Origin of the sequence: Escherichia sp. E14S1 (assembly GCF_004211995.1) — a bacterium.
Lineage (GTDB): Bacteria > Pseudomonadota > Gammaproteobacteria > Enterobacterales > Enterobacteriaceae > Escherichia.
The window spans coordinates 207,004-228,485 of sequence record NZ_RHJQ01000006.1 but is presented as its reverse complement, the minus strand read 5'-3'; the positions used below and the strand labels follow the sequence as shown (position 1 = coordinate 228,485).

Sequence of the window (21,482 nt, the reverse complement as noted above, 5' to 3'; positions counted from 1 at the left end):
AACTAAATAGAGGCATTGTGCTGTGAATCTTAACGCAACAATCCTCGGCCAGGCCATCGCGTTTGTCCTGTTCGTTCTGTTCTGCATGAAGTACGTATGGCCGCCATTAATGGCAGCCATCGAAAAACGTCAAAAAGAAATTGCTGACGGTCTTGCTTCCGCAGAACGAGCACATAAGGACCTTGACCTTGCAAAGGCCAGCGCGACCGACCAGCTGAAAAAAGCGAAAGCGGAAGCCCAGGTAATCATCGAGCAGGCGAACAAACGCCGCTCGCAGATTCTGGACGAAGCGAAAGCTGAGGCAGAACAGGAACGTACTAAAATCGTGGCCCAGGCGCAGGCGGAAATTGAAGCCGAGCGTAAACGTGCCCGTGAAGAGCTGCGTAAGCAAGTTGCTATCCTGGCTGTTGCTGGCGCCGAGAAGATCATCGAACGTTCCGTGGATGAAGCTGCTAACAGCGACATCGTGGATAAACTTGTCGCTGAACTGTAAGGAGGGAGGGGCTGATGTCTGAATTTATTACGGTAGCTCGCCCCTACGCCAAAGCAGCTTTTGACTTTGCCGTCGAACACCAAAGTGTAGAACGCTGGCAGGACATGCTGGCGTTTGCCGCCGAGGTAACCAAAAACGAACAGATGGCAGAGCTTCTCTCTGGTGCACTGGCGCCAGAAACGCTCGCCGAGTCGTTTATCGCAGTTTGTGGTGAGCAACTGGACGAAAACGGTCAGAACCTGATTCGGGTTATGGCTGAAAATGGTCGTCTTAACGCGCTCCCGGATGTTCTGGAGCAGTTTATTCACCTGCGTGCCGTGAGTGAGGCTACCGCTGAGGTAGACGTCATTTCCGCTGCTGCATTGAGTGAACAACAGCTCGCGAAAATTTCTGCTGCGATGGAAAAACGTCTGTCACGCAAAGTTAAGCTGAATTGCAAAATCGATAAGTCTGTAATGGCAGGCGTTATCATCCGAGCGGGTGATATGGTCATTGATGGCAGCGTACGCGGTCGTCTTGAGCGCCTTGCAGACGTCTTGCAGTCTTAAGGGGACTGGAGCATGCAACTGAATTCCACCGAAATCAGCGAACTGATCAAGCAGCGCATTGCTCAGTTCAATGTTGTGAGTGAAGCTCACAACGAAGGTACTATTGTTTCTGTAAGTGACGGTGTTATCCGCATTCACGGCTTGGCCGATTGTATGCAGGGTGAAATGATCTCCCTGCCGGGTAACCGTTACGCTATCGCACTGAACCTCGAGCGCGACTCTGTAGGTGCGGTTGTTATGGGTCCGTACGCTGACCTTGCCGAAGGCATGAAAGTTAAGTGTACTGGCCGTATCCTGGAAGTTCCGGTTGGCCGTGGCCTGCTGGGCCGTGTGGTTAACACTCTGGGTGCACCAATCGACGGTAAAGGTCCGCTGGATCACGACGGCTTCTCTGCTGTAGAAGCAATCGCTCCGGGCGTTATCGAACGTCAGTCCGTAGATCAGCCGGTACAGACCGGTTATAAAGCCGTTGACTCCATGATCCCAATCGGTCGTGGTCAGCGTGAATTGATCATCGGTGACCGTCAGACCGGTAAAACCGCACTGGCAATCGATGCCATCATCAACCAGCGCGATTCCGGTATCAAATGTATCTATGTCGCTATCGGCCAGAAAGCGTCCACCATTTCTAACGTGGTACGTAAACTGGAAGAGCACGGCGCTCTGGCTAACACCATTGTTGTGGTAGCAACCGCGTCTGAATCCGCTGCACTGCAATACCTGGCGCCATATGCCGGTTGCGCAATGGGCGAATACTTCCGTGACCGCGGTGAAGATGCGCTGATCATTTACGATGACCTGTCTAAACAGGCTGTTGCTTACCGTCAGATCTCCCTGCTGCTCCGTCGTCCGCCTGGACGTGAAGCATTCCCGGGCGACGTATTCTACCTCCACTCTCGTCTGCTGGAGCGTGCTGCGCGTGTTAACGCCGAATACGTTGAAGCCTTCACCAAAGGTGAAGTGAAAGGGAAAACCGGTTCTCTGACCGCACTGCCGATTATCGAAACTCAGGCGGGTGACGTTTCTGCGTTCGTTCCGACCAACGTAATCTCCATTACCGATGGTCAGATCTTCCTGGAAACCAACCTGTTCAACGCCGGTATTCGTCCTGCGGTTAACCCGGGTATCTCCGTATCCCGTGTTGGTGGTGCAGCACAGACCAAGATCATGAAAAAACTGTCCGGTGGTATCCGTACCGCTCTGGCGCAGTATCGTGAACTGGCAGCGTTCTCTCAGTTTGCATCCGACCTTGACGATGCAACTCGTAAGCAGCTTGACCACGGTCAGAAAGTGACCGAACTGTTGAAACAGAAACAGTATGCGCCGATGTCCGTTGCGCAGCAGTCTCTGGTTCTGTTCGCAGCAGAACGTGGTTACCTGGCGGATGTTGAACTGTCGAAAATCGGCAGCTTCGAAGCCGCTCTGCTGGCTTACGTCGACCGTGATCACGCTCCGTTGATGCAAGAGATCAACCAGACCGGTGGCTACAACGACGAAATCGAAGGCAAGCTGAAAGGCATCCTCGATTCCTTCAAAGCAACCCAATCCTGGTAACGTCTGGCGGCTTGCCTTAGGGCAGGCCGCAAGGCATTGAGGAGAAGCTCATGGCCGGCGCAAAAGAGATACGTAGTAAGATCGCAAGCGTCCAGAACACGCAAAAGATCACTAAAGCGATGGAGATGGTCGCCGCTTCCAAAATGCGTAAATCGCAGGATCGCATGGCGGCCAGCCGTCCTTATGCAGAAACCATGCGCAAAGTGATTGGTCACCTTGCGCACGGTAATCTGGAATATAAGCACCCATACCTGGAAGAACGCGACGTTAAACGCGTGGGCTACCTGGTGGTGTCGACCGACCGTGGTTTGTGCGGTGGTTTGAACATTAACCTGTTCAAAAAACTGCTGGCGGAAATGAAGACCTGGACCGATAAAGGCGTTCAATGCGACCTCGCAATGATCGGCTCGAAAGGTGTGTCGTTCTTCAACTCCGTGGGCGGCAATGTTGTTGCCCAGGTTACAGGCATGGGGGATAACCCTTCCCTGTCCGAACTGATCGGTCCGGTAAAAGTGATGTTGCAGGCCTACGACGAAGGCCGTCTGGACAAGCTTTACATTGTCAGCAACAAATTTATTAACACCATGTCTCAGGTTCCGACCATCAGCCAGCTGCTGCCGTTACCGGCATCAGATGATGATGATCTGAAACATAAATCCTGGGATTACCTGTACGAACCCGATCCGAAGGCGTTGCTGGATACCCTGCTGCGTCGTTATGTCGAATCTCAGGTTTATCAGGGCGTGGTTGAAAACCTGGCCAGCGAGCAGGCCGCCCGTATGGTGGCGATGAAAGCCGCGACCGACAATGGCGGCAGCCTGATTAAAGAGCTGCAGTTGGTATACAACAAAGCTCGTCAGGCCAGCATTACTCAGGAACTCACCGAGATCGTCTCGGGGGCCGCCGCGGTTTAAACAGGTTATTTCGTAGAGGATTTAAGATGGCTACTGGAAAGATTGTCCAGGTAATCGGCGCCGTAGTTGACGTCGAATTCCCTCAGGATGCCGTACCGCGCGTGTACGATGCTCTTGAGGTGCAAAATGGTAATGAGCGTCTGGTGCTGGAAGTTCAGCAGCAGCTCGGCGGCGGTATCGTGCGTACCATCGCAATGGGTTCCTCCGACGGTCTGCGTCGCGGTCTGGATGTAAAAGACCTCGAACACCCGATCGAAGTCCCGGTAGGTAAAGCGACTCTGGGCCGTATCATGAACGTACTGGGTGAACCGGTCGACATGAAAGGCGAGATCGGTGAAGAAGAGCGTTGGGCGATTCACCGCGCAGCACCTTCCTACGAAGAGCTGTCAAACTCTCAGGAACTGCTGGAAACCGGTATCAAAGTTATCGACCTGATGTGTCCGTTCGCTAAGGGCGGTAAAGTTGGTCTGTTCGGTGGTGCGGGTGTAGGTAAAACCGTAAACATGATGGAGCTTATTCGTAACATCGCGATCGAGCACTCCGGTTACTCTGTGTTTGCGGGCGTAGGTGAACGTACTCGTGAGGGTAACGACTTCTACCACGAAATGACCGACTCCAACGTTATCGACAAAGTATCCCTGGTGTATGGCCAGATGAACGAGCCGCCGGGAAACCGTCTGCGCGTTGCTCTGACCGGTCTGACCATGGCTGAGAAATTCCGTGACGAAGGTCGTGACGTTCTGCTGTTCGTTGACAACATCTATCGTTACACCCTGGCCGGTACGGAAGTATCTGCACTGCTGGGCCGTATGCCTTCAGCGGTAGGTTATCAGCCGACCCTGGCGGAAGAGATGGGCGTTCTGCAAGAACGTATCACCTCCACCAAAACCGGTTCTATCACCTCCGTACAGGCAGTATACGTACCTGCGGATGACTTGACTGACCCGTCTCCGGCAACCACCTTTGCGCACCTTGACGCAACCGTGGTACTGAGCCGTCAGATCGCGTCTCTGGGTATTTACCCGGCCGTTGACCCGCTGGACTCCACCAGCCGTCAGCTGGACCCGCTGGTGGTTGGCCAGGAACACTACGACACTGCGCGTGGTGTTCAGTCCATCCTGCAACGTTATCAGGAACTGAAAGACATTATCGCCATCCTGGGTATGGATGAACTGTCTGAAGAAGACAAACTGGTGGTAGCGCGCGCTCGTAAGATCCAGCGCTTCCTGTCCCAGCCGTTCTTCGTGGCAGAAGTATTCACTGGTTCTCCGGGTAAATACGTCTCCCTGAAAGACACCATCCGTGGCTTTAAAGGCATCATGGAAGGCGAATACGATCACCTGCCGGAGCAGGCGTTCTACATGGTCGGTTCCATCGAAGAAGCTGTGGAAAAAGCCAAAAAACTTTAACGCCTTAATCGGAGGGTGATATGGCAATGACTTACCACCTGGACGTCGTCAGCGCAGAGCAACAAATGTTCTCTGGTCTGGTCGAGAAAATCCAGGTAACGGGTAGCGAAGGTGAACTGGGAATTTACCCGGGCCACGCACCGCTGCTCACCGCCATTAAGCCTGGTATGATTCGCATCGTGAAACAGCACGGTCACGAAGAGTTTATCTATCTGTCTGGCGGCATTCTTGAAGTGCAGCCTGGCAACGTGACCGTTCTGGCCGACACCGCAATTCGCGGCCAGGATCTCGACGAAGCGCGAGCCATGGAAGCGAAACGTAAGGCTGAAGAGCACATTAGCAGCTCTCACGGCGACGTAGATTACGCTCAGGCGTCTGCGGAACTGGCCAAAGCGATCGCGCAGCTGCGCGTTATCGAGTTGACCAAAAAAGCGATGTAACACCGGCTTGAAAAGCACAAAAGCCAGTCTGGAAACAGGCTGGCTTTTTTTTTCGCGCGCCGCAGCGAGATTGGTTCTGCTATATCCTGCGCATTTTTATATCCCGCAATTAAACTCATTTTTATAATTACGCGAAATCCTTCGCTGATTTTCCTGTTTATTCATTGATCGAAATAAGAGCAAAAACATCAGCCTGACGCTTAAATGAAGGTGGTGTCTTACATTTATGAAGACAAAAGGCGTGACGATGGTCGAAAATGGCTCTTTCGCCAGCGGGGATAATCCGTTATTGAGCAATTTATCCCCTGTCCATTTCACGATGAAAAAAATGTAGTTTTTTCAATGTGAAGCGGTTTAAATTCGTTCTCAAATTACAGTCAGGACGCGTATGTTGAATAATGCTATGAGCGTAGTGATCCTTGCAGCAGGCAAAGGCACTCGCATGTATTCCGATCTTCCGAAAGTGCTGCATACCCTTGCCGGGAAAGCGATGGTTCAGCATGTCATTGATGCCGCGAATGAATTAGGTGCAGCGCACGTTCACCTGGTTTACGGCCACGGCGGCGATCTGCTTAAACAGGCGCTGAAAGATGACAACCTTAACTGGGTGCTTCAGGCAGAACAGCTGGGTACGGGTCATGCAATGCAGCAGGCCGCACCTTTCTTTGCCGATGATGAAGACATTTTAATGCTCTATGGCGACGTGCCGCTGATCTCTGTTGAAACACTCCAGCGCCTGCGTGATGCTAAACCGCAGGGCGGCATTGGCCTGCTGACAGTGAAACTGGATGATCCGACCGGTTATGGACGTATCACCCGTGAAAACGGCAAAGTTACCGGCATTGTTGAGCACAAAGATGCCACCGACGAGCAGCGTCAGATTCAGGAAATCAACACCGGCATTCTGATCGCCAACGGCGCAGATATGAAACGCTGGCTGGCGAAGCTGACCAACAATAACGCTCAGGGCGAATACTACATCACCGATATTATTTCGCTGGCGTATCAGGAAGGACGTGAAATCGTTGCCGTTCACCCGCAACGTTTAAGCGAAGTTGAAGGCGTGAATAACCGCCTACAACTCTCTCGTCTGGAGCGCGTTTACCAGTCCGAACAGGCTGAAAAACTGTTGTTAGCAGGCGTTATGTTGCGCGATCCAGCCCGTTTTGATCTGCGCGGTACGCTAACTCACGGGCGCGATGTTGAAATTGATACTAACGTTATCATCGAGGGCTACGTTACTCTCGGTAATCGCGTGAAAATCGGCACCGGATGCGTGATTAAAAATAGCGTGATTGGCGATGATTGCGAAATTAGCCCGTATACCGTAGTGGAAGATGCTAATCTGGCAGCAGCCTGTACCATCGGCCCGTTTGCCCGTCTGCGCCCCGGTGCTGAGTTGCTGGAAGGCGCACACGTCGGTAACTTCGTTGAGATGAAAAAAGCGCGTCTGGGTAAAGGTTCGAAAGCCGGTCATTTGACTTACCTGGGCGATGCGGAGATCGGCGATAACGTTAACATCGGTGCGGGAACCATTACCTGCAACTATGATGGAGCGAATAAATTCAAAACCATTATCGGCGATGATGTCTTTGTCGGTTCCGACACCCAGCTGGTGGCTCCTGTAACGGTGGGTAAAGGTGCGACGATTGCTGCCGGTACAACTGTGACGCGTAATGTTGGCGAAAACGCCCTGGCGATCAGCCGCGTGCCGCAGTCGCAAAAAGAAGGCTGGCGTCGTCCGGTAAAGAAAAAGTAATTCTGGCTGGGTAAATCCGGCCTCCAGGGATGAGGAGATAACATAATCTCCCTCCCACAAGCAGTAACTATAAAAATAACCCCACTCTCTACAAGGCTCGGGGCGCCCGAAAAAATGGGCATACAGGTTGACCGACAACGATATAAACCGGAATCAAAAACTATGTGTGGAATTGTTGGCGCGATCGCGCAACGTGATGTAGCAGAAATCCTTCTTGAAGGTTTACGTCGTCTGGAATACCGCGGTTATGACTCTGCTGGTCTGGCCGTTGTTGACGCAGAAGGTCATATGACCCGTCTGCGTCGTCTCGGTAAAGTCCAGATGCTGGCTCAGGCAGCGGAAGAACATCCTCTGCATGGCGGTACGGGTATTGCTCATACTCGCTGGGCGACGCACGGCGAACCTTCAGAAGTGAATGCGCATCCGCATGTTTCTGAACACATTGTGGTGGTGCATAACGGCATTATCGAAAATCATGAACCGCTGCGTGAAGAGTTAAAAGCGCGTGGTTATACCTTCGTGTCTGAAACCGACACCGAAGTTATTGCTCATCTGGTGAACTGGGAACTGAAACAGGGCGGCACTCTGCGTGAAGCTGTTCTGCGCGCTATTCCGCAGCTGCGTGGCGCTTATGGCACGGTAATTATGGATACCCGTCACCCGGATACCCTGCTGGCGGCACGTTCTGGTAGTCCGTTGGTGATTGGCCTCGGTATGGGCGAAAACTTTATCGCTTCTGACCAGCTGGCGCTGCTGCCAGTGACTCGTCGCTTTATCTTCCTCGAAGAAGGCGATATTGCCGAAGTGACTCGCCGTTCGGTAACTATCTTCGATAAATCAGGCGCGGAAGTGAAACGTCAGGATATCGAATCCAATCTGCAATATGACGCGGGCGATAAAGGTATTTACCGTCACTACATGCAGAAAGAGATCTACGAACAGCCGAACGCGATCAAAAACACCCTTACCGGGCGTATCAGCCACGGCCAGGTGGATTTAAGCGAGCTGGGGCCGAACGCGGATGAACTGCTGTCGAAGGTTGAGCATATTCAGATCCTCGCCTGCGGTACTTCTTATAACTCCGGTATGGTTTCCCGCTACTGGTTTGAATCGCTGGCAGGTATTCCGTGCGACGTCGAAATCGCCTCTGAATTCCGCTATCGCAAATCTGCAGTACGCCGCAATAGCCTGATGATCACCCTGTCGCAGTCTGGCGAAACCGCGGATACCCTGGCTGGCCTGCGTCTGTCGAAAGAGCTGGGTTACCTTGGTTCGCTGGCAATCTGTAACGTTCCGGGTTCTTCTCTGGTGCGCGAATCCGATCTGGCGCTGATGACCAACGCCGGTACGGAAATTGGCGTGGCGTCCACCAAAGCATTCACCACTCAGTTAACCGTGCTGTTGATGCTGGTGGCGAAACTGTCTCGCCTGAAAGGTCTGGATGCCTCCATTGAGCATGATATCGTGCATGGTCTGCAGGCGCTGCCGAACCGTATTGAGCAGATGCTGTCTCAGGACAAACGAATTGAAGCCCTGGCGGAAGATTTCTCTGACAAACATCACGCGCTGTTCCTGGGCCGTGGCGATCAGTACCCAATCGCGCTGGAAGGCGCATTGAAGCTGAAAGAGATCTCCTACATTCACGCTGAAGCCTACGCTGCTGGTGAACTGAAACACGGTCCGCTGGCGCTGATTGATGCCGATATGCCGGTTATCGTCGTTGCACCGAACAACGAATTGCTGGAAAAGCTGAAATCCAACATTGAAGAAGTTCGCGCGCGTGGCGGTCAGTTGTATGTCTTCGCCGATCAGGATGCGGGTTTTGTAAGTAGCGATAACATGCACATCATCGAGATGCCGCATGTGGAAGAGGTGATTGCACCGATCTTCTACACCGTTCCGCTGCAGCTACTGGCTTACCATGTCGCGCTGATCAAAGGCACCGACGTTGACCAGCCGCGTAACCTGGCAAAATCGGTTACGGTTGAGTAATTAATGGATGCCCTGCGTAAGCAGGGCATGTGACTGCTGACAAACGCAAAACTGCCTGATGCGCTACGCTTATCAGGCCTACGTGGTTACTGCAATATATTGAATTTGCACTATTTTGTAGACCGAATAAGAGGTTCACGCCGCATCCGGCATGAACAACGCGCACTTTGTCAATAATCTGATGCCCTGCTTTCGCAGGGCATTTTTCGATCCCCTCTCTCATCGTCTCATCTTCAGCTATTTTTAAACTGTCACAGAAAGAAAATTTTTCTGCCAAGCTATTGTCACTTTCACTTCTAACTTATTGATTTTTCACCAGCCAAAAAGAGTTTTCTTTCGTGTCATAAAACTGTCATAAACCTTACATATAACTGTCACCTGTTTGTCCTATTTTGCTTCTCGTAGCCAACAAACAATGCTTTATGAATCCTCCCAGGAGACATTATGAAAGTTATGCGTACCACCGTCGCAACTGTTGTCGCCGCGACCTTATCGATGAGCGCTTTCTCTGTATTTGCAGAAGCAAGCCTGACAGGCGCAGGTGCAACCTTCCCTGCGCCGGTGTATGCCAAATGGGCTGACACTTACCAGAAAGAAACCGGTAATAAAGTTAACTACCAGGGTATCGGTTCTTCTGGTGGCGTAAAACAGATTATCGCCAACACCGTTGATTTTGGTGCTTCTGACGCGCCGCTGTCTGACGAAAAACTGGCTCAGGAAGGTCTGTTCCAGTTTCCGACCGTAATTGGCGGCGTGGTGCTGGCGGTTAACCTGCCTGGTCTGAAATCTGGTGAACTGGTTCTGGATGGTAAAACCCTCGGTGACATCTACCTGGGTAAAATTAAAAAGTGGGATGACGAAGCGATCGTCAAACTGAATCCGGGTCTGAAACTGCCTTCACAGAACATCGCCGTGGTGCGCCGCGCAGATGGCTCCGGGACTTCCTTCGTCTTCACCAGCTACCTGGCAAAAGTGAACGAAGAGTGGAAAAACAAAATTGGTTCTGGCTCTACCGTAAACTGGCCAACCGGTCTGGGCGGCAAAGGTAATGACGGTATTGCTGCGTTCGTTCAGCGTCTGCCGGGTGCGATTGGTTACGTTGAATATGCTTACGCTAAGCAGAACAACCTGGCGTACACCAAACTGATCTCCGCTGATGGTAAACCTGTTGCGCCGACCGAAGAAAACTTCGCAAATGCGGCAAAAGGCGCAGACTGGAGCAAAACATTCGCTCAGGATCTGACCAACCAGAAAGGCGAAGATGCGTGGCCTATTACCTCTACCACGTTCATTCTGATCCACAAAGATCAGAAGAAACCAGAACAAGGCACAGAAGTGCTGAAATTCTTCGACTGGGCGTACAAAACCGGGGCTAAACAGGCTAACGACCTGGATTATGCCAGTCTGCCGGATAGCGTAGTTGAACAGGTTCGCGCTGCGTGGAAGACCAATATTAAAGACAGTAGCGGTAAGCCGCTGTACTAATAAAACTCCAGGCCGGATGAGGCGTTAACGCCGCATCCGGCATTACAAAATGACTTTGTAAACGCGTTTAACTGAAGAGTAACTTATGGCTGCAACCAAGCCTGCTTTTAACCCACCGGGTAAAAAGGGCGACATAATTTTCAGCGTGCTGGTAAAACTGGCGGCGCTGATTGTGCTATTGATGTTGGGTGGCATTATTGTCTCTCTGATCATCTCCTCCTGGCCGAGCATTCAGAAATTTGGTCTGGCTTTCCTGTGGACCAAAGAGTGGGATGCGCCGAACGATATCTACGGGGCGCTGGTACCGATCTACGGTACGCTGGTGACTTCGTTTATCGCGCTGCTGATCGCCGTTCCGGTGAGTTTCGGTATCGCCCTGTTCCTGACCGAGCTTGCGCCTGGCTGGCTGAAACGCCCGCTGGGTATCGCCATTGAGCTGCTGGCAGCCATTCCAAGTATCGTTTACGGCATGTGGGGCCTGTTTATCTTCGCGCCGCTGTTTGCTGTTTACTTCCAGGAGCCGGTCGGCAATATCATGTCGAATATCCCGATTGTCGGCGCGCTGTTCTCCGGCCCGGCCTTTGGTATCGGTATCCTCGCAGCAGGCGTCATCCTCGCCATCATGATCATTCCGTACATTGCGGCAGTTATGCGCGATGTGTTTGAACAAACCCCGGTGATGATGAAAGAGTCGGCCTACGGTATCGGCTGCACCACCTGGGAAGTTATCTGGCGTATCGTTCTTCCGTTCACCAAAAATGGGGTCATCGGCGGCATTATGCTGGGTCTGGGGCGCGCGCTCGGTGAAACTATGGCGGTGACCTTTATCATCGGTAACACCTACCAGCTCGACAGCGCCTCTCTGTACATGCCGGGCAACAGTATCACCTCTGCGCTGGCCAACGAATTTGCCGAAGCGGAATCCGGTCTGCACGTTGCCGCACTGATGGAACTGGGCCTGATCCTGTTTGTGATTACCTTCATCGTCCTCGCTGCATCGAAATTTATGATTATGCGCCTGGCTAAGAATGAGGGGGCTCGCTAATGGCTATGGTTGAAATGCAAACCACTGCGGCGCTGGCAGAATCCCGCCGCAAAATGCAGGCGCGTCGCCGCCTCAAAAATCGTATTGCACTGACGCTCTCGATGGCGACGATGGCCTTCGGTCTGTTCTGGCTGATCTGGATTTTAATGTCCACCATCACTCGCGGTATCGATGGTATGTCGCTGGCGCTGTTCACTGAAATGACGCCGCCGCCAAATACGGAAGGCGGTGGTCTGGCGAACGCCCTGGCGGGTAGCGGGCTGTTAATTTTGTGGGCCACGGTATTCGGTACGCCGCTGGGCATTATGGCGGGGATTTATCTGGCGGAATATGGTCGTAAATCCTGGCTGGCAGAAGTGATTCGCTTTATTAACGACATTCTGCTCTCCGCGCCGTCGATTGTGGTTGGTCTGTTTGTTTACACCATCGTGGTGGCGCAGATGGAGCACTTCTCCGGCTGGGCGGGTGTGATTGCACTGGCGCTGTTACAGGTGCCGATTGTTATCCGCACCACCGAGAACATGCTGAAACTGGTGCCGGACAGCCTGCGTGAAGCGGCTTATGCGCTGGGTACGCCGAAGTGGAAGATGATCTCCGCGATTACGCTGAAAGCGTCGGTGTCCGGGATTATGACCGGTATCCTGCTGGCGATTGCCCGTATTGCTGGTGAAACCGCGCCGCTGCTGTTTACCGCGCTCTCCAACCAGTTCTGGAGCACGGACATGATGCAACCGATCGCCAACCTGCCGGTAACGATCTTTAAGTTTGCGATGAGTCCGTTTGCGGAATGGCAGCAACTGGCCTGGGCCGGGGTGTTGATCATTACCCTGTGCGTACTGCTGCTGAACATTCTGGCGCGCGTTGTATTTGCGAAGAATAAACACGGTTAACACTTTGCCGGATGCGGCGTGAACGCCTTATCCGGCCTACGGTAAGCCTGATTAGCGAAGTGCATCAGGCACGATGAGGAAAAGATTGCAATGAGTATGGTTGAAACTGCCCCGAGTAAAATTCAGGTTCGTAATTTGAACTTCTACTACGGCAAATTCCATGCCCTGAAAAACATCAACCTGGATATCGCTAAAAACCAGGTTACGGCGTTTATCGGGCCGTCCGGCTGCGGTAAATCGACGCTGCTGCGTACCTTCAACAAAATGTTTGAACTGTATCCAGAGCAGCGCGCGGAAGGTGAAATTCTGCTCGATGGCGACAACATCCTGACCAACACTCAGGATATCGCTCTGCTGCGTGCGAAAGTGGGCATGGTGTTCCAGAAACCGACGCCGTTCCCGATGTCCATTTACGACAACATCGCCTTTGGCGTGCGTCTGTTTGAGAAGCTCTCCCGTGCTGACATGGACGAGCGCGTGCAGTGGGCATTGACCAAAGCCGCATTGTGGAACGAAACCAAAGATAAATTGCACCAGAGCGGTTACTCTCTCTCTGGCGGTCAGCAACAGCGTCTGTGCATTGCGCGTGGTATCGCCATTCGCCCGGAAGTGCTGCTGCTCGACGAACCGTGTTCGGCGCTCGACCCCATCTCTACCGGGCGTATTGAAGAGCTGATCACCGAACTGAAGCAGGATTACACCGTGGTGATCGTAACCCACAACATGCAGCAGGCTGCGCGTTGTTCCGACCACACGGCGTTTATGTATCTGGGCGAATTGATTGAGTTCAGCAACACGGACGATCTGTTCACCAAGCCAGCGAAGAAACAAACAGAAGACTACATCACCGGTCGTTACGGTTGATTCAGGAGTGCGTTATGGACAGTCTCAATCTTAATAAACATATTTCCGGCCAGTTCAACGCCGAACTGGAAAGCATCCGCACGCAGGTGATGACCATGGGCGGCATGGTGGAGCAGCAGCTTTCTGATGCAATCACCGCGATGCACAACCAGGACAGCGATCTGGCGAAGCGGGTCATCGAAGGCGATAAAAACGTCAACATGATGGAAGTGGCAATCGATGAAGCCTGCGTGCGCATTATTGCCAAACGTCAGCCGACGGCGAGCGACCTGCGTCTGGTTATGGTTATCAGTAAAACCATTTCCGAGCTGGAGCGTATTGGCGACGTGGCGGATAAAATCTGTCGCACTGCACTGGAGAAATTCTCCCAGCAGCATCAGCCGTTGCTGGTAAGCCTGGAATCACTGGGGCGTCACACTATCCAGATGTTGCATGACGTGCTGGACGCGTTTGCGCGCATGGATATTGACGAAGCGGTGCGTATTTATCGTGAAGATAAAAAAGTCGATCAGGAGTACGAAGGGATTGTTCGTCAGTTGATGACCTACATGATGGAAGATTCGCGCACCATTCCGAGCGTACTTACTGCGTTGTTCTGCGCACGTTCAATCGAACGTATTGGCGACCGCTGCCAGAATATCTGCGAGTACATCTTCTACTACGTGAAGGGGCAGGATTTCCGCCACGTCGGTGGTGATGAGCTGGATAAATTGCTGGCAGAGAAAGATTCGAAAGCGTAACGCAAACTGTAGGCCGGATAAGGCGTTTACGCCGCATCCGGCAATCTGCGAGTACGAAATCAGCCCGGAGAAATGCTCACCGGGTTTCTTTATTTATCGCGTAATATCCCATCCCCTGGCCTTCCAGAGTGCAGGTAACTGCGCCAACTCGGTAAAGGTGGTGACTTTCGGATGAACGATCGGCTTATTGTGCGGGTCAGCGCAGAAGTAAAACACCTCCATACCGGCATCGATTCCTGACTGCGCACCGGCGCTGGAGTCATCGACCAGAATGCAGTTTTCAACGTTCACATTCATCGCTTTTGCCGCATGGAACATTAACGCCGGGTCGGGCTTCCAGCGTTGGATGTCATAGCCACTGAACAACTTTTTCGGGAAATAGTGCAGCATATTGAGCTTACCAAGCGAATGCTGCATCTTGCTGACCGGACCGTTAGAGACGACGCACATCGGCACTTTCACACTAGCCAGCAATTCGTTCGCTCCTGCAATCACCTCAAGCTCGCTATCAAACAGGCGCGCCACTTCCGCACGGTAAACGTGTTCGGCATCGGCACGGACTATTTCTACGCCCTGTTCTTTGCTAATGATGTCGATGATTTCGTAGAGTTTTACGCCTTTAAAGCGGGTAAAAATTTCTTCAAGGTCAACGTTAATGCCAAATTCCCTGAACATCGTGACATAGGCTCGAGAGCAAATAACCTCACTGTCGACCAGCGTACCGTCGCAGTCGAAAAATACCGCTTCTATCTGGGACATGTCTTTCCTTTATCGTTAGTTTAACGTTTTCGTCAGGCATATTCGCATGACGCAATCGTTGCCGTATAAGCAAATACAATGAAAAAAAGTTATCTTCAGCCGTCCATATTGTCTCATTTTGGTATACGATAGCGACGTATTTTCCCTCCTTGTTCGGAAATAGATAATGAGTCAACAACACACAACCCAGGCTTCTGGCCAGGGGATGCTGGAACGCGTGTTTAAACTGCGCGAACATGGCACGACGGCACGGACCGAAGTGATCGCCGGTTTTACCACCTTCCTGACGATGGTTTACATCGTTTTTGTTAACCCGCAAATTCTCGGCGTTGCTGGCATGGACACCAGCGCCGTCTTCGTCACCACCTGTCTGATTGCTGCGTTCGGCAGTATTCTGATGGGGCTGTTTGCTAATCTTCCAGTTGCGCTAGCACCAGCTATGGGCCTGAACGCATTCTTCGCCTTTGTCGTTGTGCAGGCGATGGGCTTACCGTGGCAGGTCGGGATGGGTGCAATCTTCTGGGGCGCAATTGGTCTGCTGTTACTGACAATCTTCCGTGTTCGCTACTGGATGATTGCCAACATTCCGGTGAGTCTGCGTGTGGGGATCACCAGCGGTATCGGCCTGTTCATTGGCATGATGGGGCTGAAAAACGCAGGTGTGATTGTCGCTAATCCGGAAACGCTGGTGAGTATCGGTAATCTGACTTCTCACAGTGTGCTGCTGGGTATCCTCGGCTTCTTCATCATCGCCATTCTGGCTTCACGTAACATTCACGCAGCGGTGCTGGTTTCTATCGTGGTGACAACGCTGCTGGGCTGGATGTTGGGTGATGTGCACTACAACGGCATTGTCTCCGCGCCGCCGAGCGTGATGACCGTGGTGGGGCATGTGGATTTAGCTGGTTCATTCAACCTCGGACTGGCTGGCGTGATTTTCTCTTTCATGCTGGTTAACCTGTTTGACTCCTCCGGTACGCTGATTGGCGTGACTGATAAAGCAGGTTTGGCGGATGAGAAAGGTAAATTCCCGCGCATGAAGCAGGCGCTGTATGTCGACAGTATCTCTTCCGTGACCGGTTCGTTTATCGGTACGTCTTCTGTTACGGCGTATATTGAATCTTCTTCCGGCGTTTCCGTTGGTGGGCGTACTGGTCTGACGGCAGTGGTTGTTGGTTTGCTGTTCCTGCTGGTTATCTTCCTGTCGCCGCTGGCGGGGATGGTGCCTGGCTACGCCGCGGCTGGCGCGCTGATTTACGTTGGCGTACTGATGACATCAAGTCTTGCGCGTGTGAAATGGCAGGATCTCACCGAATCCGTTCCGGCGTTTATTACTGCCGTGATGATGCCGTTTAGCTTCTCGATTACCGAAGGTATTGCGCTGGGCTTTATCTCCTACTGCGTGATGAAAATCGGTACAGGCCGTCTGCGCGACCTTAGCCCGTGCGTGATTATCGTGGCGCTGCTTTTTGTGCTGAAAATTGTCTTTATCGACGCCCACTAAAATCGATAGCGCCTTAAAAACCCGCCATGCATGATTGCTGGCGGGTTTTTTATTTAGATCTTAACGCGTTGAATAAACTCTCCAAATGCGGTCAACTGCCCGGTCAGGTGGTCTAGCGTTCCCTGATCAATCACTTCTCCTGTCTGCGGATCGACTTTGTTCTGAATCACACCGCCCATAAACTCTGGTTTGTTCATTACCATTGCATCCAGGAAGACCAGAATCTGGCGCAGATGATACTGACAGCGTGCGCCGCCAATTACGCCCATTGAGCTGGTCTGAATCAACACCGGTTTACCGGCCAATGGCTGATCGGGCAGGCGGGAAAGCCAGTCGATGGCATTTTTCAGTCCACCCGGCACCGAGTAGTTATATTCCGGCGTCACGATCACCACACCATCTGCCTGACGAATCTGTTCCGCCAGAGCTTCAACCGTTGCTGGAAAACTGTCTTCCTGCTGTACGTCTGCGTCATATAAGGGAATGTCAGCAATAGATGGCAACGCGTTAACTTCCATACCCGCTGGGGCAATTTTCGGCAGCGTACGTGCAACCATGCCATTAAATGAACCTTTGCGCAGGCTTCCCAATAACGTAACCACCTTCAATTTTTCAGACATGATGACTCCTGTGGTTGTCTATCAATTTGGCAAAAATGACTTCACGGTAGAGAGCTGGGCAAAACGCATCATCCGGCTGGTTGGATTATTGGCGCGGCTGTGAATATCCGGCAGGCTTTTCCAGCCTTGCTTGCCATCAAACTCCCAGACATTGAGCTTTTCAATCGCTGGGCTGACCGCCACGGACCATACCAGCACTTCCTCTGCGTCGCATATCGCTTCTACATGATTTACATGGGCACATTTCAGGCGTCCCGCAATGGGCATCAACTGCAGATTTCGCGGGTCGTCATTCAAAACATCACCGGTAAGTTTTAGCACGCTTCGGCGCAGCGTGATGAGCTGCGCTCGCGCTTCGTTAGGATCGTTTTGCTTACTGATCCATAGTGATTCATTGCTGGAAAAAGCATGGTTATCGGGCGCGTGAGGGCTATGAAACCCGCGAGTCGCGCGCTGTAGTTCCATATCGAGGCCACATTCACCTTCGGTTGTTAACGCCACTCCGACCATGTTTCCGGCATAGGCTATTGAAAATGATGGTAAATTTTTATCGTGGAAAACCGGCTTTCCTTTAGCCTGGGTGACGATTTCCGGCAATTCACTAATGCCGTACAGCAAGAACATCAGTTCTGCGAGTAAACCTCTGGACGCCAGGAAACGACTTTGACGATGAGGGGGAAGATTTAGGGCTTCTTGATGACACTGGGAGGGTAGACGAACAGATATCAGGTGTCCTTCCGTTAAAATCCCTCGGGCAAAGTGAGTCGCCATTTTTCGCTCCATGCTTAATGGTCCATTATGAATACAGAGTAATCATTTACTAAAATTATGGACAGACTAAAGCGGCGAAAAGTTCGATTCAGACAAATTTATTACATGTTTTTTACATTTTATCGCGAAATGTGGTCGCATTTTATACGATTTAATTATGCCATCGAGGCGTAAAGATTTTTAATGGTTTCCCGTAACCAGACGATCTTCGGGTTATGGCTGTTCCGTTTGTGCCACAGCAGAGTAAACGGCACTTCCAGCTTTTTTTGCTGGATTTCGTCAAACGGGAGAGGGAGTGCAACCAGTGGAAGCTGGTGGAGTTGGTTGTAGTACTGACAGTAGCGCGGTGCGGTCGCCAGTAGCAGATTGTCGGGCTGCGCCGCCATAAATAGTGACTGCTCGAATTCCGGCAGACTCATGGCAATCGTGCGTTCGCGTCCTGATTCCTGCAACACATTGTCCAGCGCCCAGGTATCGCTCAGTTCCCAGCAAATGCTGATATGTGGATAACGTAAAAAAGCATCCAGATCCCATTCTTCACGCAGCGCCGGATGATCTTTGCGTAACCAGACGCACGGTAAGTCTGTAAATAATACGTCATAATCAATAGACAACGGCAGAAGACTAAGCTGTTCTCGCGAGCGGGGGTGGCTTTCTCGTCCGGTAAAGCCGATATCCACTTCGCCACGAATAATTGCATCCAACGAGTCATAATCCCAGTTGCGTAGTTTAATCGTCGCCTGTGGGTAACGTTGGTAAATATGTTTCGACAGCGCATTAAACATAATCATCATCAGCGGCGATTCTGCTGCCAGCTCAAACTTCAGACCACGTGGCGTTTGGTGGTGCGGTTTATCCAGCAGCAGATTGCTCATTTGCATCCACTCCGCCAGATTTTGCTCCATGCTGACCATCAGCGGCGTTGGCGTCAGGCCCAGCGGTGAGTTCACAAAGAGCAGGTCATCAAACCATATCCGAAGCTTTGCCAGAGATTTGCTCACCGCCGAAGGCGTCACGTTCATCCGTTTCGCCGCTTTGGTCACGCTGCGCTCCTGCATCAGCAGTTGCAGGCAGAGCAGCAAATTCAGATCAAGTGTGGTGATGGATTTCTTCATGAGCGGTAACGGGGCGTCCAGGCGCGACGAGCATAATCAGCAACAGGCTCACTATGCTACAGGCAATCAGAATCCCGATCAGCATATTCCATGCGCTTACGCCGACTACCGCCGCTAGCCAAATCCACAGTGATGAACCGCAAACCTGTGCAATGCCTAATGTCGAACTGGCTACGCCCGCGCGTAATGAAAACGGCCCTAATGCCTGACTCATTGCCACGCCGAATCCCACCGAAAAACCAGCGCAAATCAACGTGATGCCAAACAGCGAAACTGCATGGGAAGGCGAAACCGCAAGGATGATTCCCGCCGCCAGAAATAACACCTGCGAGGTGATCATCAACGTACGTGGCTTAAAAATTCCCAGCGCAAATGGCGTAGAAAATGAAACGGTCATGCTGACGCCAGCGGTCAACGCCATAATGGTGGCGTATTCTCCGCGCGCAAATCCCATGATTTCCATCAGCAATACTGGCGACGTATTCACGAAGGTAAGGATGACTGAGACGCTGAGGGTGGTGATAAGCACTCGGCTGAGGAAAAAGCGGTTAAGCAACGACTCGGTATTTTCTCGTGTTTTGCCCGAAGCGGCAGGTGCCGCAGGGCGGGTTTCTTTTAAAATAAACAATGACAACATGAGTACCGCGACACCCATCAGCGCCATTACCCAGAACAGGCTCTGCCACGGGAACTTAAGCATAATCAGGTGGCCAAGCACTGGCGCTAACACCGGAATGATGCAGGTAATGCCGTTGAGTAATGACAGCACTTTTGCCCGACGTCGATCGTCCAGCGTGTCGCGTAAAATCGCGAATGCCACCACGTAACAACAGCCCGCGCCGAGTCCCTGCAGAAAGCGTCCTGCAAGAAATAACGCGCTGGTTTCAGCCAGTGAACAGAGCACAGAGGCGATAATAAATAGCGCCGCGCCGGGGATGGCGACAGGTTTTCTCCCTGAACGGTCGGCCACTTTACCGGCAAATAACATTGCTGCTGCCATCCCCGCAAGGTAAACGGAGAACGCAATATGCAACTGCGCTTCGCTGGCATTGAGATCGGCGGCGATGCGCGGTAAGCCGACCAGGTACATATCAATACCTGCGGGATAGAGTAAAACCAGGGCAAAACTACAAATTAAAAAGCGGGACATGGGATAAAGCGTCCTGACGGAAAGGTGACGCAAAGCATACGTGGTGAAGGAGAATCAGGCGAGTTGCCATTTGGACAAAAGAGATTTCCTGACAGGCAAGAAGCCAGCGAATGACCGCTGGCTTCTTTAAGGGCTTAGCCAAATTTAGGTAACACGTTAAAGACGTTGCCGAACCAGCACAAAATCACGGTGATACCAAAGAGAATGACAATCGCCGGAATAAGATTGCCGCCCCAGACCGTGAATATCTGATTGGGAAACTTCTTGCGAGCTTTGATTGCCAGTACCGCGGGGATAATGACCACCCAGATGGTGGCGCACAGTCCGGCACCGCCAATCCCGTAAATAAAGCCATTCGGGAAGACGAGATACAACAAAGCGGGTGGCAGGAAGGTTAACAGCACGGTTTTGAAACGTCCGCCGTGGGAGTTATCAATCTTAAACAGATCCGCCAGGTAATCGAACAGCCCAAGCGTGACGCCAAAGAACGAACTGGCGACAGCTAAGTTGGAGAACACCAGCAGGCAAAATTCGATAATGCCATGCTGTTTGGTGCCGAGGAACGTTTTTACCAGTGAATCAACGTTGCCGCCCGAGGAGATGATCGCTTTAAAACTTTCTCGCGAGATATTCCCCATTGTGCAATAAAGCCAGAAGAGATAAATCACCAGTGCCAGCAGCGAGCCGAAAACTACGCTTTTGATTAGTTTATCTTTCTTTTTGCCATAGCAAATAATCAGACTGGGAATATTGCCGTGGAAACCAAATGACGCCAGACACACCGGCAAAGCCATAAAGATATACGGGAAGTAAGACGTCCCCGCAGTCGTGCTGGTGGAATCGCGCAGAATGGAATAATCGACCTGGAAGAAGAATGAACCAAACACGATCACAAAGGAGATAATCTTCAGCCCGAGGAACAACGAGGTAATACGACTGGCGGCTAAAGAGCTTATCCACAATACGCTGGCAACGAAAATGGCCGTACAGATCCCGACAATGCGTGGATTAGCGTGATAGCCCAAATTCATCGATATCGTTTCGCTAATGATTGCGCCGTTAGCAGAGATATAGGCATAAGTGAGAATATAGAGAACGAAGGCAACGGTAATACCGCTAATAATGTTCCAGGTGTTGCCAATTAAATCTTTGGTGATGGTGTTAAAACTGGAGCCGACGGGATAATTTAAGTTTGCTTCTAATAATAATAGCCCTGAATGTAACATTGAAAACCAGGCGATAATAAGAATAAAAGCGCCCCAAAAAAACCAGGCACCGGCAAGGTCAACAGGTAAAGCAAACATCCCACCGCCAATTACTGTACCGGCTATAACCATAACACCCCAAAATGCAGAGTGCTTTTTTTCTGATTGATCAGTCATGATGCCACCTTTAGAGGAAGGCTATTTTTGTTATTGAGGATGTAGGGG

General features: G+C 51.7%; 20 protein-coding genes. 14 read left to right on the top strand and 6 right to left on the bottom strand.

Annotation, left to right across the window (positions count from 1 at the left end; all coding sequences use genetic code 11):
* The first annotated feature begins 22 nt into the window (after positions 1-22).
* The 13 genes from atpF to phoU all read left to right on the top strand — a co-directional run bounded on the left by atpF (position 23) and on the right by phoU (position 14,133).
* Complete coding sequence (atpF, locus tag D9734_RS08675; protein ID WP_001052219.1) at positions 23-493, top strand: F0F1 ATP synthase subunit B; 471 nt, start codon at positions 23-25, stop codon at positions 491-493.
* A gap of 14 nt (positions 494-507) precedes the next feature.
* Complete coding sequence (gene atpH, locus D9734_RS08670; RefSeq protein WP_001288587.1) at positions 508-1,041, top strand: F0F1 ATP synthase subunit delta; 534 nt, start codon at positions 508-510, stop codon at positions 1,039-1,041.
* Between the two features lie 12 nt (positions 1,042-1,053).
* Positions 1,054-2,595 (top strand): F0F1 ATP synthase subunit alpha, encoded by a 1,542-nt coding sequence (atpA, locus tag D9734_RS08665; protein WP_001176745.1) that lies wholly within the window; start codon positions 1,054-1,056, stop codon positions 2,593-2,595.
* Positions 2,596-2,645: 50 nt separating this feature from the next.
* Positions 2,646-3,509: a F0F1 ATP synthase subunit gamma gene (gene atpG / locus D9734_RS08660; protein ID WP_000896501.1), complete on the top strand. Its 864-nt coding sequence runs from the start codon at positions 2,646-2,648 to the stop codon at positions 3,507-3,509.
* 26 nt (positions 3,510-3,535) lie between these two features.
* Positions 3,536-4,918 (top strand): F0F1 ATP synthase subunit beta, encoded by a 1,383-nt coding sequence (atpD, locus tag D9734_RS08655; RefSeq protein ID WP_000190506.1) that lies wholly within the window; start codon positions 3,536-3,538, stop codon positions 4,916-4,918.
* 20 nt (positions 4,919-4,938) lie between these two features.
* Positions 4,939-5,358, top strand: a complete 420-nt coding sequence (locus D9734_RS08650; protein ID WP_001251965.1) for a F0F1 ATP synthase subunit epsilon — start codon at positions 4,939-4,941, stop codon at positions 5,356-5,358.
* Positions 5,359-5,746: 388 nt separating this feature from the next.
* Positions 5,747-7,117, top strand: a complete 1,371-nt coding sequence (gene glmU, locus D9734_RS08645) for a bifunctional UDP-N-acetylglucosamine diphosphorylase/glucosamine-1-phosphate N-acetyltransferase GlmU (protein ID WP_130206824.1) — start codon at positions 5,747-5,749, stop codon at positions 7,115-7,117.
* A gap of 162 nt (positions 7,118-7,279) precedes the next feature.
* Positions 7,280-9,109 carry a glutamine--fructose-6-phosphate transaminase (isomerizing) gene (glmS, locus tag D9734_RS08640; RefSeq protein WP_130206822.1) on the top strand — a complete coding sequence of 610 codons (1,830 nt, stop codon included), beginning with the start codon at positions 7,280-7,282 and terminating at the stop codon, positions 9,107-9,109.
* A gap of 444 nt (positions 9,110-9,553) precedes the next feature.
* Entirely contained in the window at positions 9,554-10,594 is a 1,041-nt protein-coding gene (gene pstS, locus D9734_RS08635; RefSeq protein ID WP_130206820.1) for a phosphate ABC transporter substrate-binding protein PstS, read from the top strand.
* 85 nt (positions 10,595-10,679) lie between these two features.
* Positions 10,680-11,639, top strand: coding sequence for a phosphate ABC transporter permease PstC (gene pstC, locus D9734_RS08630; RefSeq protein WP_000741620.1), 960 nt, complete (start codon positions 10,680-10,682; stop codon positions 11,637-11,639).
* A complete protein-coding gene (gene pstA, locus D9734_RS08625) occupies positions 11,639-12,529 on the top strand; it encodes a phosphate ABC transporter permease PstA (RefSeq protein WP_001251991.1) in 891 nt (296 codons plus the stop codon). The genes pstC and pstA overlap by 1 nt, the downstream gene beginning before the upstream one ends.
* A 90-nt stretch (positions 12,530-12,619) precedes the next feature.
* A complete protein-coding gene (pstB, locus tag D9734_RS08620) occupies positions 12,620-13,393 on the top strand; it encodes a phosphate ABC transporter ATP-binding protein PstB (protein ID WP_000063126.1) in 774 nt (257 codons plus the stop codon).
* Positions 13,394-13,407: 14 nt separating this feature from the next.
* Positions 13,408-14,133 (top strand): phosphate signaling complex protein PhoU, encoded by a 726-nt coding sequence (gene phoU / locus D9734_RS08615; RefSeq protein WP_130206818.1) that lies wholly within the window; start codon positions 13,408-13,410, stop codon positions 14,131-14,133.
* A gap of 93 nt (positions 14,134-14,226) precedes the next feature.
* Here phoU and yieH read toward each other — a convergent pair whose 3' ends face one another.
* Complete coding sequence (gene yieH / locus D9734_RS08610) at positions 14,227-14,892, bottom strand: 6-phosphogluconate phosphatase (RefSeq protein WP_130206816.1); 666 nt, start codon at positions 14,890-14,892, stop codon at positions 14,227-14,229.
* A gap of 166 nt (positions 14,893-15,058) precedes the next feature.
* Here yieH and adeP point away from each other — a divergent pair, with 166 nt between their 5' ends.
* Positions 15,059-16,396 carry an adenine permease AdeP gene (adeP, locus tag D9734_RS08605; RefSeq protein ID WP_064525932.1) on the top strand — a complete coding sequence of 446 codons (1,338 nt, stop codon included), beginning with the start codon at positions 15,059-15,061 and terminating at the stop codon, positions 16,394-16,396.
* A 53-nt stretch (positions 16,397-16,449) separates the two neighbouring features.
* Here adeP and yieF read toward each other — a convergent pair whose 3' ends face one another.
* The 5 genes from yieF to tnaB all read right to left on the bottom strand — a co-directional run bounded on the left by yieF (position 16,450) and on the right by tnaB (position 21,434).
* Entirely contained in the window at positions 16,450-17,016 is a 567-nt protein-coding gene (gene yieF, locus D9734_RS08600) for a class I chromate reductase YieF (RefSeq protein ID WP_130206814.1), read from the bottom strand.
* 21 nt (positions 17,017-17,037) lie between these two features.
* Complete coding sequence (locus D9734_RS08595; RefSeq protein WP_130206812.1) at positions 17,038-17,787, bottom strand: 4'-phosphopantetheinyl transferase superfamily protein; 750 nt, start codon at positions 17,785-17,787, stop codon at positions 17,038-17,040.
* A gap of 155 nt (positions 17,788-17,942) precedes the next feature.
* Positions 17,943-18,902 (bottom strand): HTH-type transcriptional regulator YidZ, encoded by a 960-nt coding sequence (yidZ, locus tag D9734_RS08590; RefSeq protein WP_130206810.1) that lies wholly within the window; start codon positions 18,900-18,902, stop codon positions 17,943-17,945.
* The gene (mdtL, locus tag D9734_RS08585) at positions 18,877-20,052 is read right to left on the bottom strand and encodes a multidrug efflux MFS transporter MdtL (RefSeq protein ID WP_130206808.1); all 1,176 of its coding nucleotides are present in this window, start codon (positions 20,050-20,052) and stop codon (positions 18,877-18,879) included. Before mdtL ends, yidZ begins: the two co-directional genes overlap by 26 nt.
* A 134-nt stretch (positions 20,053-20,186) precedes the next feature.
* Positions 20,187-21,434, bottom strand: a complete 1,248-nt coding sequence (tnaB, locus tag D9734_RS08580; RefSeq protein WP_130206806.1) for a low affinity tryptophan permease TnaB — start codon at positions 21,432-21,434, stop codon at positions 20,187-20,189.
* Positions 21,435-21,482 lie beyond the last annotated feature (48 nt).